Here is a 14092-nt window from a genome sequence, read left to right as displayed (position 1 = left end):
ACGCTCATTGCCCCCCATAAGACTAAGCAGAATGCAAAAAGGCAAATGGGATCATCATGGATAGTGGCTTTTGGCTCAGTTGCGCGGCAATTACGGCTTTGCTTGTGCTGTCAGCCTTCTTCTCGGGGTCGGAAACCGCCCTGACGGCGGCATCGCGCGGCAAGATGAGGTCGCGCGCCGATCGCGGGGACCGGGGCGCCGAACGCGCGTTGGAAATCACCGAAGACAACGAGCGTCTGATCGGGTCCGTTCTGCTGGGCAACAACCTGGTGAACATTCTGGCGGCTTCACTGGCCACCGCCCTGTTTACCCGCCTGTTCGGAGACAGCGGCGTGGCGCTGGCGACGCTTGTGATGACCTTGTTGGTCCTGATCTTCGCCGAAGTGCTGCCCAAGACCTATGCCATCACCCGGCCCGAGGACGCGGCCGCAAAAGCCTCGGCGCCCATTCGGCTGGTCATCTTGGTCTTTGCGCCCGTCGTTTCTGCGGTGCGTGTCATCACCCGCGGGTTGCTGAGCCTTTTCGGTGTGAAAACCGACCCCGACAGCCACATTCTGGCCGTTCGCGAAGAAATCATCGGCGCCATCGCCCTGGGCCATTCCGAAGGAGCGGTCGAGAAAGAAGACCGCGACCGGTTGTTGGGCGCGCTGGATCTTGGCGACCGGGTGGTCGAGGAAATCATGCTTCACCGCAGCCAGATCGAAATGATCGACGCCTCGGCCCCGGCGCTTGAAATCCTCGAACAGATCCTTGCCTCGCGCCACACGCGCCTGCCTGTGTTTCGCGACGAGCCCGAAAACATCATCGGTGTGATCCACGCAAAGGACCTGAGCCGCGCGATGTATATGGCGCAGGCCGAGGGCAAACCGATCGAGGAATTCGACGTTCTGCAAGTGGCCATGAAGCCCTATTTCATCCCCGAAACCACGACGCTGGACGACCAGATGCGTCAGTTTTTGCGCCGCCACACGCATTTTGCGCTTGTGGTGGACGAATACGGTTCGCTTGAAGGTCTGATCACGCTGGAAGACATTCTGGAAGAGATCGTGGGCGAAATCACCGATGAATTCGACGTGCAGAGCGAGCTTGAGATCAAACGTGTTGCGGACGGCAATTATGTGGTCGATGGCGGCGTGACGATCCGCGATATCAACCGTGCCATTGACTGGAATCTGCCTGATGACGAGGCCAACACCATCGCAGGGCTGGTGATCCACGAAGCGCAGATGATCCCCTTCGAAGGACAGGTCTTTTCGTTCCACGGCTTCCGTTTCGAGGTCTTGAAACGCGAAGGAAACCGGGTTGCGCGACTGAAGATACGCCCGTTGTAGCGCGTCCATATGTCCTTCAGTTCTCGCTTGAACCGGCGGGGCTGATCGCGCCATGCTGCATTCAACCAATATCAATCGGAGCCACAGATGACCCGAAACACGATCTTTCCCCTCTGCCTCGCCTCCGCGTTCAGCGGCTTGCTGGCGCTCGCACCCCCCGTATCGGCGCAAAGCGACGCCGATAGCGCTTTGATTCAGGCGCTGTCAGGCAAATCTTTCGTAGGCAAGACCGGTATGGCCATCACGCTGGAAGCTGACGGGACGATCAGCGGCGGCAACGACGCGTTTCAATTTGGCGGCACCTGGACGGTCGAGGACGGACAATATTGCCGCACCCTGACCGAACCCACGCCCGAGCCGATGCGCTCTAGCGGGTGTCTGGACATTGTGATCGACGGTGAACAGGCGACCCTGACCAGCGCGGATGGCACCATACGCACCTATACGTTGCGCTAAATTTCAAGACACCACCGGTTGGCAAAGGGTCGCTAGCGACCCTTGAACAGCGATCCCAGGATGCCGCGCACGATGCGCTTTCCGGTGGTGCCCTTCAGCTCTTTCATGACCACATCTGCGACCGCGCCGCCAAACCCGCCGGATGATTTGCGCGACGACGAACGCCCCACTTTGGTGCCGGAATAGCGGCGTCCGGCGCGGTATTCGCGTTCGGCTACACTTTTGGCTTCTTCTTCCTTGCGCTCAGCCTCTTCCGCTTCGCGCGCTGCATCAGCCGCGCGTTTGGTCAACACCTCATAGGCGCTTTCACGGTCTTTCAGCGTCTCGTATTTTCCTGCGATGGGTGAGGCATCAATCAACGCCTTGCGTTCCGCCACATCAATCGGCCCAAGCTGAGAGCTGGGCGGGCGGATCAGCGTCCGTTCGACCACACCCGGCGCGCCCTTGCGTTCCAGAAACGAGGTAACGGCCTCGCCCACACCGACTTCGCGGATCGCATCCTCGGTCGAAAACCGCGGATTGTCGCGATAGGTTTCGGCGGCCTGCCTGAGCTCTTTTCTGTCCTTGGCGGTGAACGCCCGCAGGGCATGCTGGATGCGATTGCCAAGCTGACCAAGGATGTCCTCGGGCACATCAGCAGGGTTTTGGGTGATGAAATAGACGCCAACCCCTTTGGATCGGATCAGGCGGGCGACCTGTTCGACCTTATCGACCAGTGCCTTGGGGGCGTCATCGAACAACAGATGCGCCTCGTCAAAGAAGAACACAAGCTTGGGTTTGTCCGGGTCACCGACCTCGGGCAATTCTTCAAACAGCTCAGACAGCAACCACAAAAGGAAGGTCGCATATAGGCGCGGCGCACCCATAAGCTTGTCGGCCGCCAGGATCGAGATACGCCCCCGCCCGTCACGATCGGTGCGCATGATGTCGGACAGCTCCAACGCCGGTTCGCCAAACAGCTTTTCCCCGCCTTGGTTTTCCAACACCAACAGCGCGCGCTGGATGGCCCCGACGGACGAGGTGGACACGTTGCCATAGCGCAGCGACATCTCTTTGGCGTTTTCCCCGACCCAGACCAGAAGCGCCTGAAGATCCTTCAGATCCAACAGCGGCAAGCCTTGTTCGTCAGCAACGCGGAAGGCGATGTTCAGCACACCTTCCTGCGCATCAGTCAGCTCCAGCAATCTGGCCAGCAATAGCGGCCCCATTTCGGACACCGTGGTGCGGACCGGGTGGCCCTGATCGCCGTAGAGATCCCAGAAGGTGACGGGAAACGCGCCATAAGCGTAATCCGTGAACCCGATTTTGGTGGCCCGATCGGTGAAGGCTTTGTGCAGTTTGAACCCTTCCGTCCCGGCTTTTGCAAGGCCAGACAGATCGCCTTTGACATCCGACAGGAACACAGGCACGCCCGCAGATGCGAAGCTTTCGGCCATGATCTGCAGGGTCACGGTCTTGCCGGTGCCGGTTGCGCCGGCGACCAGCCCGTGGCGGTTGGCATATTTCATCAACAGCCCCTGCTTCACGCCATAGTCTTCGCCACCACCACCAATGAAAATCGCACCGTCCATCTGATTGCCTCCCAGGGCCTGAAAAATCTCTTGGTTGAAACAATACTTAATTAACCATTTTGCACCAGAGTGGAATCATTCCCGAATACCTGACGTTTTGGGAATGACTTCCTCCCTGTCAGACTGACCTCGCCTTCGGGCGGGGTCTTTTTTCTTAACACTGACAAGTATTTGCACCTTAAAGGCGATCTTGACCGCTGAATGTGCCGTTCTCGGCCGGTCCATCCAAATTTGCGCGAAAAAGGCTCTTGACCGGTTTTGGCAAGTGACATAGCGTCACACCCAATAAGCCGGTCAGTCCGGCAGGGAGAGAATATTGAAAAGGGTCCGCTGGTCGGGCCCTTTTCTCATTTACAGTCAAGCGACCATCCCCAGAGACCCAGGCAAGCTTACCAAGACCCGAATGGCGTCTGGTCGGCAAGGACTTGCCAAATCCCGGCGCGCGAACGGACTTCAAGCACAGAACACGGGTTTTTGCACCTGACACCTTCAAACAGCCATGGTATCCAACCCGGCAACGAGACCTGAAGACAAAGCAAGGATCCACTATGAAGGCTGAGCTGATGAAAACACTGCCGCTGGCAGTTCTTCTGGCATTGGGCACCCCTGCCCTTGCACAAGACACAACCGCAGATACGAACGCTGACGCACCTGTCGCCGAGGCGCCCGCCGCCGACCAGCCGGCACAGGCAGACGCGCCCCAGCAACCCGCAGTCGATATGGGTGAAGCGGTCGATGGCACACGCCAGCCCGGCCAGACCTATGTCGAAGATGTGGTCGGGGACTGGGAACGCAAATGTATCACCTTGCCAGAGGGCCAAGGCGATGATCCGTGCCAGATGTATCAGTTGCTGAAAGATGAAACCGGCAACCCGGTGGCCGAGATTTCGCTGGGCAAACTGCCCGCCGGGTCGCAGGCCGTGGCAGGTGCCACCGTCGTGGTGCCTCTTGAAACCCTGCTGACGCAGCAGTTGACCATCGCTGTTGATGGTGGTCAGGGCAAACGCTATCCCTTCCGCTTTTGTTCGCAGCCCGGCTGTGTTGCCAATATCGGCTTCACCGCAGACGAGATTGCAGGCTTCAAGAAAGGGGCCAAGGCGACGGTTTCGATCGTGCCCGCCGCTGCGCCGGATCAGAAAGTGAACCTGACGATGTCGTTGTCCGGGTTTACCGGTGCCTTTGACGCGCTGATCGTGCCCGCGGGTCCAAAGCCCGCGCAGTAGCACGCTGACCAAGCTGAAAACAAAACGCCGCCCCATCCCGGGCGGCGTTTTTCGTTTGTCCTTGGGTTGGATCAGGCGGCGCGCAATGCCAAAACCGCGTTCAGCCCACCAAAGGCAAAGGCGTTTGATAACACGGCATCGACCTTCGCCGAGCGGGCAACATTCGGCACAACATCCAACGCACATTCCGGGTCGGGTTCCTCGTACCCAATCGTCGGCGCAATCACACCGTCGCGCAGCGCCATGATACAGGCCAGCAGTTCCACCGCACCCGTCCCCCCAATCAAATGCCCATGCATCGACTTGGTTGACGAAATCATCAGGTCATCCGCATGGTGCCCGAACGCGTCCGCGACGGCGGCGCATTCCGTTTTGTCATTCGCCGCAGTGCCGGTGCCGTGGGCGTTGATATAACAAATGTCTTCGGGGTTGAGCCGCGCATCCTGCATCGCGCCCGAGATCGCACGGGACGCGCCTTGTTTTGACGGCATGACGATATCGGCCGCGTCCGAGGTCATGGCAAACCCCACCACTTCGGCCAGGATTTCAGCGCCGCGCGCGCGGGCGCGCTCGTATTCCTCGAAGACAAACACCGCAGCCCCTTCGCCCTGCACCATCCCGTTGCGGTTGGCTGAAAACGGGCGGCAGGCGTCTTTGGACATCACCCGCAGCCCCTCCCATGCCTTGATCCCGCCGAAACACAGCATGGCTTCGGATCCACCGGTGATCATCACATCAGCCATCCCGCTGCGGATCATCAGCATCGCCTGCCCCATCGCATGATTGGAGCTGGCACAGGCAGTCGCCACGGTGAAGCTGGGCCCTTTCAGGTTCCATTCCATCGACACGTGGCTGGCGGCTGCGTTGTTCATCAATTTGGGCACCACGAAGGGATGAACGCGGTTCTTTCCATCCTCGTAGACCGACCGATAGTTTTCATCCAGCGTGTTCATGCCCCCACCCGAGGTGCCCAGCACGACGCCCGCGCGCGCCGCCAGATCGCCAGAAAAGCTCAGCCCGGATTGCCCGATCGCTTCGCGGGCGGCCAAAAGGGTGAACTGGGTGAACCGGTCATAAAGCGAGATCTGTTGGCGGTTGAACCACGCCTCGGCCTCGTAATCCTTGATCTGTGCCCCGATGCGGATCGACAGGCGTTCGACGTCCTGAAACTCCAGATCGGTGATCGCGCAGCGGCCTTCGCGCATGGCCTCAAGCGTGTCGGCTACATTGCGGCCGAGCGCGTTGATGGTGCCCTGCCCGGTGATGACGACGCGTCGCATCTGACCTGTCACGCGCAGGCGGTCCGCTGATCGGCAACCAACCCTTCGACCGCGGCGATGATTGCCGCGACGGACGATATGTCGAAGTCACCAGAAGCGGGATCATTGGCATTGAACGGCACCGAGACATCGAAGGCCTCTTCTATGGCGAAGATGCTTTCGACCACCCCAAGACTGTCAATTCCCAGATCGTCGAGTGTCTGTTCAGGGTGCACATCGCCCGGTTCCAGAACCGCCTGTTCGGCGATGATGGCAATGACGCGATCCTTGATGCTGTCCGACATGGTGTTCCCTTTCGCGTTGCGAGGCGTTCTAGTCCTTGTCGACGAGTTTTGAAACAGTTTTCTGAAGCTCGCGCAATGTCTCGGCAAGGCGCGGAAGACGGCGCAATTCGCGCCGAATGGCCATCTCGGTTTCGATTTTCACGGCGGGGCTTCCCAGCACGGCACGGCCTGCAGGGACGTTGGTATAGATGTTGGTTCCACCACCTGCGATCACGTCATCGCCGATGAAGATATTGTCACTGACGCCAACCTTGCCGCCCAGCACCACCCGGTCGCCAATCCGCGCCGACCCCGACACGCCGACATTGCCGCACATCATCACGTCTTCGCCGACCTCGGCATTATGACCAACCTGCACCTGACAATCGATCTTGGTGCCACGCCCGATGCGGGTGTCACGGATTGTGCCCCGGTCGATGGTCGAGCTTGCGCCAAGTTCCACGTCGTCGCCAATCGTCACACCGCCCAAAGAATGCACGCGCGCCCAATGCGCACTGCCTTGCACCGACGCGCGCTGGTCACCTTCGGCCATGCCGCTGCGCAGGCTTTCCACAGCGCTTTCCTTGTCCAGTGTCACGAACGAAAACCCGTCGCCGCCCACCACAGCGTTGGATTGCGCCACGAACCGCGCACCAATGGTGCACAGATGCGCGATGCGCGCGCCCGGATGCAACACGACGTCGTCGCCGATCACCGTGCCGTAGCCAATCGACACATGTGCGCCAACCTGCGCGCGCGTGCCAAGCGTTACACCAGCGCCGATCACGGCCAATGGGCCAATTGCGACACCCTCCCCCAGCACGGCTGTTTCATCAACAACGGCTGAAGGGTGGATGCCCGGCGCAATCCCCAGACCGGGATCCAACGCACGGGTCAAAAGCGGCATCGCCGCTTTGCCTCGGTTCAGGCAAATCGCGCCCTCAAGACCAAGCGCGCGCCAGTCCGCGCCATCCCACAAAAGGGCCGCACGGGCCGCGCCTTTGATGATACCGTCGGCATATTTCGGGTTCATCGCCAGCGCCAACTGATCAGCCCGCGCGTCCGCAGGTTCCGCGGCACCCGACAGCACGATGTCTCCGTTTCCCAGCACGTCCGTGCCAAGCGATGTGGCGATTTCTGAAAGGGTGAACTGCATGATGCCTCCTTGCAGGGTGCCGGGGCCGCCCCGGCAACGCTGATCAGAGATTTAACCGCCAACGGCGCCAAGCGCCACCCCGGCTTTTTCCAATCCGGCCCAAACTTTGGCATCCCGCCCGTAAACGTCGCGACGATAATTCATGCGCCCTTTGGCCGGGGCAACCGCGGTGCGATAGACCAAGTGCACCGGCACAGGCGTTTGCAACGTGATCGGGGTTTCCACTCGGCTGTTCAGGGCCTTTTTGAAGGTGCCTTCGGGGTCGCTGGTCTGTTTGGCCAGAAGCGCATAGGCGAAATCGAACGGATCGCTCAGCCGGATGCAGCCATGGCTAAAGGCGCGCACTTCACGCGCAAACAGGCTTTTGGAAGGCGTATCGTGCAAATAGATGTTGTGCTTGTTGGGAAACATGAACTTCACCAGCCCCAGCGCGTTCCGGCTGGACGGCGGTTGCTTGATCGCAAACGGAAAGGACTTCGCCGAAAAGGCATTGAAGTTCACCGCTGACCGGTTCACCACGCGTCCCCGGCTGTCGATCAGCTTCAGGTGGCTGACCGCATTTGGATTGCGCTTCAGCATCGGCAGATACTCTTTCGTCGCGATCGAACGCGGCACGTTCCAGGTCGGGTTGACCACCATGAATTCCATCACGTCCGAAAACTCGGGGCTGCGGCGGTCAGGCTGGTTTTTCCCGACGACCGAGCGCGTGGCAAATGTGACCCGCCCATTGTCGATGATCTGCGCGCTGAAATCAGTCAGGTTAACCCAGATGTGACGCTCGCCGCGCGCGATGTTGGTCCAGCGCTCCCGCTCCATCGCCACGACGACCGATGCCAACCGGCGTTGCAGTGGCGTGTTGATCTCGACCATCGTGCCAGCACCGGCGACACCATCAGGGGTCAGACCGTGATCTTGTTGAAACAGCTGAACCGCCGTCTGGATCGAAGCATCATAGCTTTGGCTGGCCGACCGATTAAGATACCCCATACGGATCAATCGGTTGCGCAACTCCACCACAGCCGCACCGCTTTGCCCAGGTTTCAGCGACTTTGCCGACACGGGCGTGCCCCAGCCGCCTTTTGCCAAAAGCGCTTCAAGACGCAGCTTTTCTTTCATCAAACGGGCATATTCGGGCGATTTCGGCGGCATGGCCTTTAGAAAACCACTTGGGTTTGAGTTGGCAAACCCAGCAAGAAGGCTCGTGCCGCTTTTGCGTGGCACAGATCGAACGATGCCGCTGTCAATCCGGGCCGGGACCAGAACGCCGCTGTTGATGTCTTGCGCATACGCAACGAACAGCTTTGACATTTCGACTTCAATGCGGCCAAGCGCGCGCAGGCTTTTCACGTTTTTCAGTTGGGTTTTCAACACACTGACATCATAGGTTGGCAAGCCATGATCTTTTGCCGAGGCCAGCGCCTTCAGCAGTGCCGCGCGGCGCGATTTGTCCTGCGCCCCGGTGCCTGTCCACAGGGGTTGATACCCGTTGGAGCGATAGAACGCGGCAATTTCATCGTCACGCGCCGCGGCTTCGGCGACGGCCTGCGCAAAAGCAGACACTTTGCTTTGGGCATGCAGGGGGGACGACGCGAGAGAAGCCCCGACCACGACGATCAAAGCGACCAAGGTGGAAAAGCCAAAAGCACGACGGAAAGACAGCGCGTTCGTAATCATATTTCGTCCAATAGAGATGCAACAGATCTGTAGTCTAGAACATCTCATACTCCCTTAGGGCAAGTCCATTGAGAAAGAGGAAAAATCGAGGGCGATTGTATCCGTCCTGCGCAGCTGCCCGACCTCTGGCGCGTTTCGGCCACGGTTAACCAGAAATTCACTGGTTTCAGCAAAATTCTGCCGATTTTTCTTGAACGCGTTAACCGCCCGAAATCTTTGCTTGGCCCACGATTCGAGTTGTGTAATAACACTCACACGCCTGGGGAGAGGCATATAAACACTCTGAACGCGCGCGGGACGCAGAATCCTGCAGTGATCAGACATCAGGCAAGCGACGGGACACGCTGGAACAATGACTCACGACACCTCAGTCGGATCTAAATCGATTTTGACACGCCGCGGTTTGCTGGGGGCGTTTACCGCCACAGCCGTGACCGCAACGCCCTTCTATGCAAATGCAGCTGGTTTCCTTCGCGGTGGCGGAGACGTCCGGCGCATCGCAATGCATTCGGGTCGCACCGGCGAAACGATCAACATGATCTACTGGATCGAAGGCAAGTATATCAAAGACGCCTTGAAAGAGGTCAATCACTTCATGCGCGACTGGCGCACGGATCAAGCCATCAAGATCGACACCCGCACAATCGACATCATGGCCGCAGCCCACGGGCTGATGGACGTGCGCGAACCCTACCTGATGCTTTCGGGCTATCGGTCGCCAAAGACCAACGCCATGCTTCGCTCGCGCTCACGCGGGGTAGCAAAGAATTCGCTTCATATGAAGGGTCAGGCCGCTGATCTGCGGTTGAGCTCTCGTTCGGTCAACCAGATGTTCAAAGCGGCGGTCGCTTGCAACGGCGGTGGGGTCGGGAAATACTCCGGCTCCAACTTTGTGCATATGGATTGCGGTGTGATCCGTAGCTGGGGGCGCTAGACCGTAGCCCCACCGGTATAACACCAGAACATCCGTCAAGGCCCCCTGTCAGGTGGGCCTTTTCTTTTGGGACGCAGACATCGCACGGCCGTCCCGAAAGACCCGGCGGCTTGCGCAGACCACCCGCGCGCACGCCTGAGTGCGGCACCTGACAAGCAGCGATTTCCCTTCCAGGGCCAAATGCTCATGAAAAAAGGCGTGCGGTGTTGCCACGGCACGCCTTTAGACTGTCCATCAGCTGTCAGCCCTGCTTGGGCATCAAACGCTCAGGCTCGTTGGTTTCCAGATAGGCTTCCTGCTCGGCCGTCAGGTCGATGCATTCATAGCCGGTTACCATCGGGCGCACGTGTTCCTTGAACCCATGCCCGACCGTCAAAAGATAGACGTGGATCACAACGAAGGCCGCGATCACATAGGCGGCAAGCAAGTGCACGTTCGCAATGACAAACAGCGCAAATGTCGACCCTTCGTCCCCGGCCCAGAAATTATAGGTCAGATAAAGCAGCCCTGATCCCCAAATTGCGGGGAACACGACCACTTTCAGGCCGAAATACGTGAGCGCCTGAAGCGGGTTATGCTTGCGCCAGAAGACCTTGCGATACGGAGGTTCTTCGCCCCGGAACACGCCGTAGGCATAGAAGCGCGCCATCTTGAACAGCCCTTCGATCTGCGGCACGAACTGCTTCCAGGTTCCGGTTGTGAACAACCAGAACGTGGCGAAGATCCAGACCGCCAGCAGGACAAGCGCCGCGATTGTGTGAAGCATCACCGCCGGGCCGAAAGGCAGAACTGAATGCATCCCGTTCAGACCAAAGCCGGTAAACAGCAAGATCATGATCATGATCATTTGCGTCCAGTGCCAAAGGCGCTCGAAGCGGGGATAAACCTTGACGATACGTCTAGCCATGATCTGTGCCTCCTTTGCGACCACCGAAGATACGCAGGATGATGTGAAGCCCAACGCCCAGAAGGGTCAGCGCCACCAGCGCCATCCCCAACAGTCCGACAGGTGAACGCGGATTGGTGCCGGGCATGTAAACGCCCGCAAGCCCGTCCAGCCGACCGTCTTCAGCATGGCACGCCGCGCAGTCCAAGGCGTCCTTTGCTGGCGCGACCATGTGGGTGATTGGCCAATACATATGGGTGTCCACAAAATCGAACTGACCCGAATACTCCTGTCCGGCGGCTTTCATGCCAGCCTCAATCGCCTTGGGCCAGTCGTAGTTGGTCCAGAACGCGGTGTCAGTCGTGGGCCCCCACACCTGGGAATAGGCCAGCTTATTGGACACGGTGTCATAGGCTTGGCGTCCCTCCATCTGTTTGAAGGGCCAGATGCGACTGTCTTTGCTGCCCGGCGCGCCATTGATCCGATTGACCGCGACCGTATTTGTCGGGTCGATCGGTTCCCCGGTCGCGTATTCGACATGGCCGTTGAACCAAGCATAGTGTGGAACGACATCCTCGCCCCATTTGAAATCACCCTTGGTGGACAGGTAGGTGTGAAGCTCTTTTCCGTCCGACTGGACATAGTTCGCTTCGTGCATCGGCTTGCCGTCAGCACCCATCTTGCCTGCGGTCGACCAATCCCAGAAGGTTTTTGTCGCGACACCGCCACGGGCAAACTCCGGGATGTGACACGACTGACAGGCCACCTTGTCGACGTGATCGTTCAGCTTCACGCCTTTGATGTTGAGCGGGTGCGGATCGTTCGAGTGACAGCTTTCGCAGGTCGCCGCGGTGCGCACGGACCCCGGCTTGCCGGTGCCGACCATATCCTTGGCCACCGTATCATACCGCGACCCGGCCCAGTTGTGCTTGTCTTCCACGTGGCAATTCGAGCAGGTGAAGTTCAAACCGTCGGGCGACATGTGGACATCGACCTCTTTCGGGGGCGCATAAAGCGCCGAGCTGAGATCGCCGTGCTTCACGTTGTCACCGCCCCCGCCGTAGAAGTGGCAGTTGCCGCAATTGTCGCGCCCCGGCATCCCGACCGATTGAGCGGCCTTCGCCAGATCAACAGGCCACGCCAAGGCCCCTGTTATCGTCTTCGTGCCCGCCTTCACAGGCTCAAGAGGCGGATGACCCGCCCCAGTGGCCGTCTTGGTATACTGACCAGAGCGGTCGTGACACACCAGACAGTCTGCCGTCACCCCGGCCTGTTCAGGTGTCTTTGACATGTCGTCCCAGCCATAGCCAGCGTGACACGACGTGCAGCGCGGCTCGTTACCCGCGACGTTACCACAGAACGCGTTGATAACCTTGGATTTCCCCAAGGTTTGTCCGCTGTCGCTTTCATAGGTCCAGTCAAAATGGATCGAGTGCATGATCTGGTCATCAGCCTCGGTGTGGCAGCTGACGCAGGCCTGCGTGACCTCAGGTCCAGAGGCAAACGGCTTTTTCAGGATGTCGAATTTCGAGTGATCCGCCGTCGCTGCCGTCGGAATTGCCGGAGGCGCGGGCGGAGGCTTGGGGGCAGCCGCCTGCGTTTCGGCCCATGCTGATGTGCCAATTCCGGCCAGCATCACAAGTGTCAGGATCGTCGTCACGAGTCTGTTCATGGCTATGCCTTCCTCATCTCCGGTTCGCGCCGCGGAGGATTACATTCTGCTATTCTAATATGTAGCAAGCTTCCGGCGCTTCACCTAATGCCAAAATGCCGCAGTTGACCGGCAGAACGATTGACCCGACGCCCGTGCTTTGGCATCGTCGACCGACCTGATAAGAGGCGCATATGAAACCCTTTTTGATCTTGCAGCTGCGCCCCGAAACGGATGCGTCAGACGACGAATTCCGTGCTTTCTTGTCCAAAGGCGGGCTGGACCCGGATGACGTGCAGCGCATCAGGCTGGATCAAGAGGACATTCCCGCGGATCTGTCGCTTGACGCCTATTCAGGTGTGATCGTCGGCGGTGGGCCGGGCTGCGTCTCAGACGCACCGGACAAGAAATCTGCGCTGGAGGCACGGATCGAAGCCGCCTGCCTGTCCTTAATGCCCCAAATCACGGAGGGCGACGTTCCGTTTTTGGGATGCTGCTATGGGATCGGCATTCTGGGTCATCACCTTTCACCCGGCTCTGTGTCCAAGGAAAACTATGGCGAACCGGTCAGCGCAAGCGCCTGCCATCTGACTGCAGAAGGTGCGAAAGACCCGTTATTGAAAGGTATTCCTGCGGCATTTGAAGCTTTCGTTGGCCACAAGGAAGCCATGCAGGTTCTGCCAGAAGGTTGCACCCATCTGGTCGCCTCTGGCCCCTGCCCGTTTCAGATGATCCGCTTTGGGCAGCACGTCTATGCCACCCAGTTCCACCCAGAGGCCGACGCACATAGTTTTGAAACCCGCATCGGGATTTACAAACATCACGGGTATTTCCCGCCAGAGGAAGCCGAAGCTTTGGTCGACATGGTGCATGCGGCAAACGTGCATGCCCCTGCGCAGATTTTGCGGAACTTCGTTGATCGGTATCGGGCCTAGATCACGGGCTGTAAGCCATTAAGGGTAAAGAGGTGGCGCACCCGAGAGGATTCGAACCTCTGGCCTCTGCCTTCGGAGGGCAGCGCTCTATCCAGCTGAGCTACGGGTGCCAATGACACTTTGTCTGGGCCGGGATATAGGCCATCGCCCTGCGCCTCGCAACACGAAAAGCCACCAAAAGATTGACCCAAAAAGAAAAGGGCCACCCGAAGGCAGCCCTTTTCGAAAACATGTTCGCAGCGATTAACGCTTCGAGAACTGGAAGCTCTTACGGGCTTTGGCTTTACCGTATTTCTTCCGTTCCACCACGCGGCTGTCGCGGGTCAGGAAGCCAGCGGCTTTCAGGGCGCCACGCAAGGAGGGTTCGTAAAGCTGCAGGGCTTTCGAAATCCCGTGCTTGACGGCACCGGCCTGACCGGACAGACCGCCACCTTTGACGGTGGCAACCACGTCAAATTCGCCTTCGACACCGGCGATTTGCTCGGGCTGGCGCACGATCAGCTGCAGAACGGGACGTGCGAAGTAGACGCCCATTTCCTTGCCGTTCACGGTGACCTTGCCGGAACCCGGTTTGATCCATACGCGGGCGACTGCGTCTTTACGCTTGCCGGTCGCATAGGAGCGGCCCAGATCGTCGCGAACGGGCTCACGGGGGGCGGCAATCTCGACCACGGCTTCGGTGCCTTCGGCAACTTCGTTCAGGTCTTCGAGTGTTTTGATCTCTTCAGCCAT

The 14092-nt window shown here is 59.1% G+C and carries 13 protein-coding genes and 1 tRNA gene; 5 read left to right on the top strand and 9 right to left on the bottom strand.

The window, feature by feature from the left end; translation table 11 throughout:
- The first annotated feature begins 56 nt into the window (after positions 1 to 56).
- Positions 57 to 1331 (top strand): HlyC/CorC family transporter, encoded by a 1275-nt coding sequence (locus Q0864_RS05215; protein WP_298566699.1) that lies wholly within the window; start codon positions 57 to 59, stop codon positions 1329 to 1331.
- Between the two features lie 87 nt (positions 1332 to 1418).
- Positions 1419 to 1787: a hypothetical protein gene (locus tag Q0864_RS05210; RefSeq protein WP_298566698.1), complete on the top strand. Its 369-nt coding sequence runs from the start codon at positions 1419 to 1421 to the stop codon at positions 1785 to 1787.
- A gap of 32 nt (positions 1788 to 1819) precedes the next feature.
- Here the strand turns inward: Q0864_RS05210 and Q0864_RS05205 are convergent, their stop codons facing one another.
- Positions 1820 to 3358, bottom strand: a complete 1539-nt coding sequence (locus Q0864_RS05205) for a helicase HerA-like domain-containing protein (RefSeq protein WP_298566697.1) — start codon at positions 3356 to 3358, stop codon at positions 1820 to 1822.
- A gap of 548 nt (positions 3359 to 3906) precedes the next feature.
- On the opposite strand from Q0864_RS05205, the gene Q0864_RS05200 reads away from it, so the two are divergent.
- On the top strand, positions 3907 to 4581 hold the full coding sequence (locus Q0864_RS05200; RefSeq protein WP_298566696.1) for an invasion associated locus B family protein: 675 nt from the start codon (positions 3907 to 3909) through the stop codon (positions 4579 to 4581).
- Between the two features lie 71 nt (positions 4582 to 4652).
- Here Q0864_RS05200 and Q0864_RS05195 read toward each other — a convergent pair whose 3' ends face one another.
- From Q0864_RS05195 to Q0864_RS05180, 4 genes are read right to left on the bottom strand one after another with little or no spacing between them, the layout of a single operon-like run.
- Complete coding sequence (locus tag Q0864_RS05195) at positions 4653 to 5861, bottom strand: beta-ketoacyl-[acyl-carrier-protein] synthase family protein (protein ID WP_298566695.1); 1209 nt, start codon at positions 5859 to 5861, stop codon at positions 4653 to 4655.
- Positions 5862 to 5869: 8 nt separating this feature from the next.
- Positions 5870 to 6145, bottom strand: a complete 276-nt coding sequence (locus Q0864_RS05190; RefSeq protein WP_298566694.1) for an acyl carrier protein — start codon at positions 6143 to 6145, stop codon at positions 5870 to 5872.
- A 28-nt stretch (positions 6146 to 6173) separates the two neighbouring features.
- A complete protein-coding gene (locus tag Q0864_RS05185; RefSeq protein ID WP_298566693.1) occupies positions 6174 to 7280 on the bottom strand; it encodes a UDP-3-O-(3-hydroxymyristoyl)glucosamine N-acyltransferase in 1107 nt (368 codons plus the stop codon).
- A 51-nt stretch (positions 7281 to 7331) separates the two neighbouring features.
- The gene (locus Q0864_RS05180; protein ID WP_298566692.1) at positions 7332 to 8954 is read right to left on the bottom strand and encodes a L,D-transpeptidase family protein; all 1623 of its coding nucleotides are present in this window, start codon (positions 8952 to 8954) and stop codon (positions 7332 to 7334) included.
- A 352-nt stretch (positions 8955 to 9306) separates the two neighbouring features.
- Here Q0864_RS05180 and Q0864_RS05175 point away from each other — a divergent pair, with 352 nt between their 5' ends.
- Entirely contained in the window at positions 9307 to 9888 is a 582-nt protein-coding gene (locus Q0864_RS05175) for a DUF882 domain-containing protein (protein ID WP_298566691.1), read from the top strand.
- 241 nt (positions 9889 to 10129) lie between these two features.
- On the opposite strand, the gene Q0864_RS05170 is transcribed toward Q0864_RS05175, so the two are convergent.
- Positions 10130 to 10795 carry a cytochrome b/b6 domain-containing protein gene (locus Q0864_RS05170; RefSeq protein WP_298566690.1) on the bottom strand — a complete coding sequence of 222 codons (666 nt, stop codon included), beginning with the start codon at positions 10793 to 10795 and terminating at the stop codon, positions 10130 to 10132.
- Positions 10788 to 12446, bottom strand: coding sequence for a tetrathionate reductase family octaheme c-type cytochrome (locus Q0864_RS05165; protein ID WP_298566689.1), 1659 nt, complete (start codon positions 12444 to 12446; stop codon positions 10788 to 10790). The genes Q0864_RS05170 and Q0864_RS05165 overlap by 8 nt, the downstream gene beginning before the upstream one ends.
- 173 nt (positions 12447 to 12619) lie before the next feature.
- Between Q0864_RS05165 and Q0864_RS05160 the strand changes: the two genes are divergently transcribed.
- Entirely contained in the window at positions 12620 to 13360 is a 741-nt protein-coding gene (locus Q0864_RS05160; protein ID WP_298566688.1) for a glutamine amidotransferase, read from the top strand.
- A gap of 33 nt (positions 13361 to 13393) precedes the next feature.
- Here the strand turns inward: Q0864_RS05160 and Q0864_RS05155 are convergent.
- Together Q0864_RS05155 and rpsI are read right to left on the bottom strand one after the other, a co-directional pair.
- Positions 13394 to 13470: transfer RNA gene (locus Q0864_RS05155), tRNA-Arg, on the bottom strand.
- Between the two features lie 133 nt (positions 13471 to 13603).
- On the bottom strand, positions 13604 to 14092 hold the full coding sequence (gene rpsI / locus Q0864_RS05150; protein WP_248362999.1) for a 30S ribosomal protein S9: 489 nt from the start codon (positions 14090 to 14092) through the stop codon (positions 13604 to 13606).

The organism is uncultured Aliiroseovarius sp. (assembly GCF_947497285.1).
Lineage (GTDB): Bacteria > Pseudomonadota > Alphaproteobacteria > Rhodobacterales > Rhodobacteraceae > Aliiroseovarius.
The sequence above is the reverse complement of the archived record's forward strand: the minus strand, read 5'-3'. Positions and strand labels throughout refer to the sequence as shown.

Excerpts from the sequence above, each read along its gene's own strand:
- Q0864_RS05190 (WP_298566694.1), bottom strand. The coding sequence starts at position 6,145 with ATGTCGGACAGCATCAAGGATCGCGTCATTGCCATCATCGCCGAACAG.
- rpsI (WP_248362999.1), bottom strand. The coding sequence starts at position 14,092 with ATGGCTGAAGAGATCAAAACACTCGAAGACCTGAACGAAGTTGCCGAA.
- Q0864_RS05175 (WP_298566691.1), top strand. The coding sequence starts at position 9,307 with ATGACTCACGACACCTCAGTCGGATCTAAATCGATTTTGACACGCCGC.
- Q0864_RS05160 (WP_298566688.1), top strand. The coding sequence starts at position 12,620 with ATGAAACCCTTTTTGATCTTGCAGCTGCGCCCCGAAACGGATGCGTCA.
- Q0864_RS05180 (WP_298566692.1), bottom strand. The coding sequence starts at position 8,954 with ATGATTACGAACGCGCTGTCTTTCCGTCGTGCTTTTGGCTTTTCCACC.
- Q0864_RS05185 (WP_298566693.1), bottom strand. The coding sequence starts at position 7,280 with ATGCAGTTCACCCTTTCAGAAATCGCCACATCGCTTGGCACGGACGTG.
- Q0864_RS05210 (WP_298566698.1), top strand. The coding sequence starts at position 1,419 with ATGACCCGAAACACGATCTTTCCCCTCTGCCTCGCCTCCGCGTTCAGC.
- Q0864_RS05170 (WP_298566690.1), bottom strand. The coding sequence starts at position 10,795 with ATGGCTAGACGTATCGTCAAGGTTTATCCCCGCTTCGAGCGCCTTTGG.
- Q0864_RS05200 (WP_298566696.1), top strand. The coding sequence starts at position 3,907 with ATGAAGGCTGAGCTGATGAAAACACTGCCGCTGGCAGTTCTTCTGGCA.
- Q0864_RS05195 (WP_298566695.1), bottom strand. The coding sequence starts at position 5,861 with ATGCGACGCGTCGTCATCACCGGGCAGGGCACCATCAACGCGCTCGGC.
- Q0864_RS05215 (WP_298566699.1), top strand. The coding sequence starts at position 57 with ATGGATAGTGGCTTTTGGCTCAGTTGCGCGGCAATTACGGCTTTGCTT.
- Q0864_RS05205 (WP_298566697.1), bottom strand. The coding sequence starts at position 3,358 with ATGGACGGTGCGATTTTCATTGGTGGTGGTGGCGAAGACTATGGCGTG.
- Q0864_RS05165 (WP_298566689.1), bottom strand. The coding sequence starts at position 12,446 with ATGAACAGACTCGTGACGACGATCCTGACACTTGTGATGCTGGCCGGA.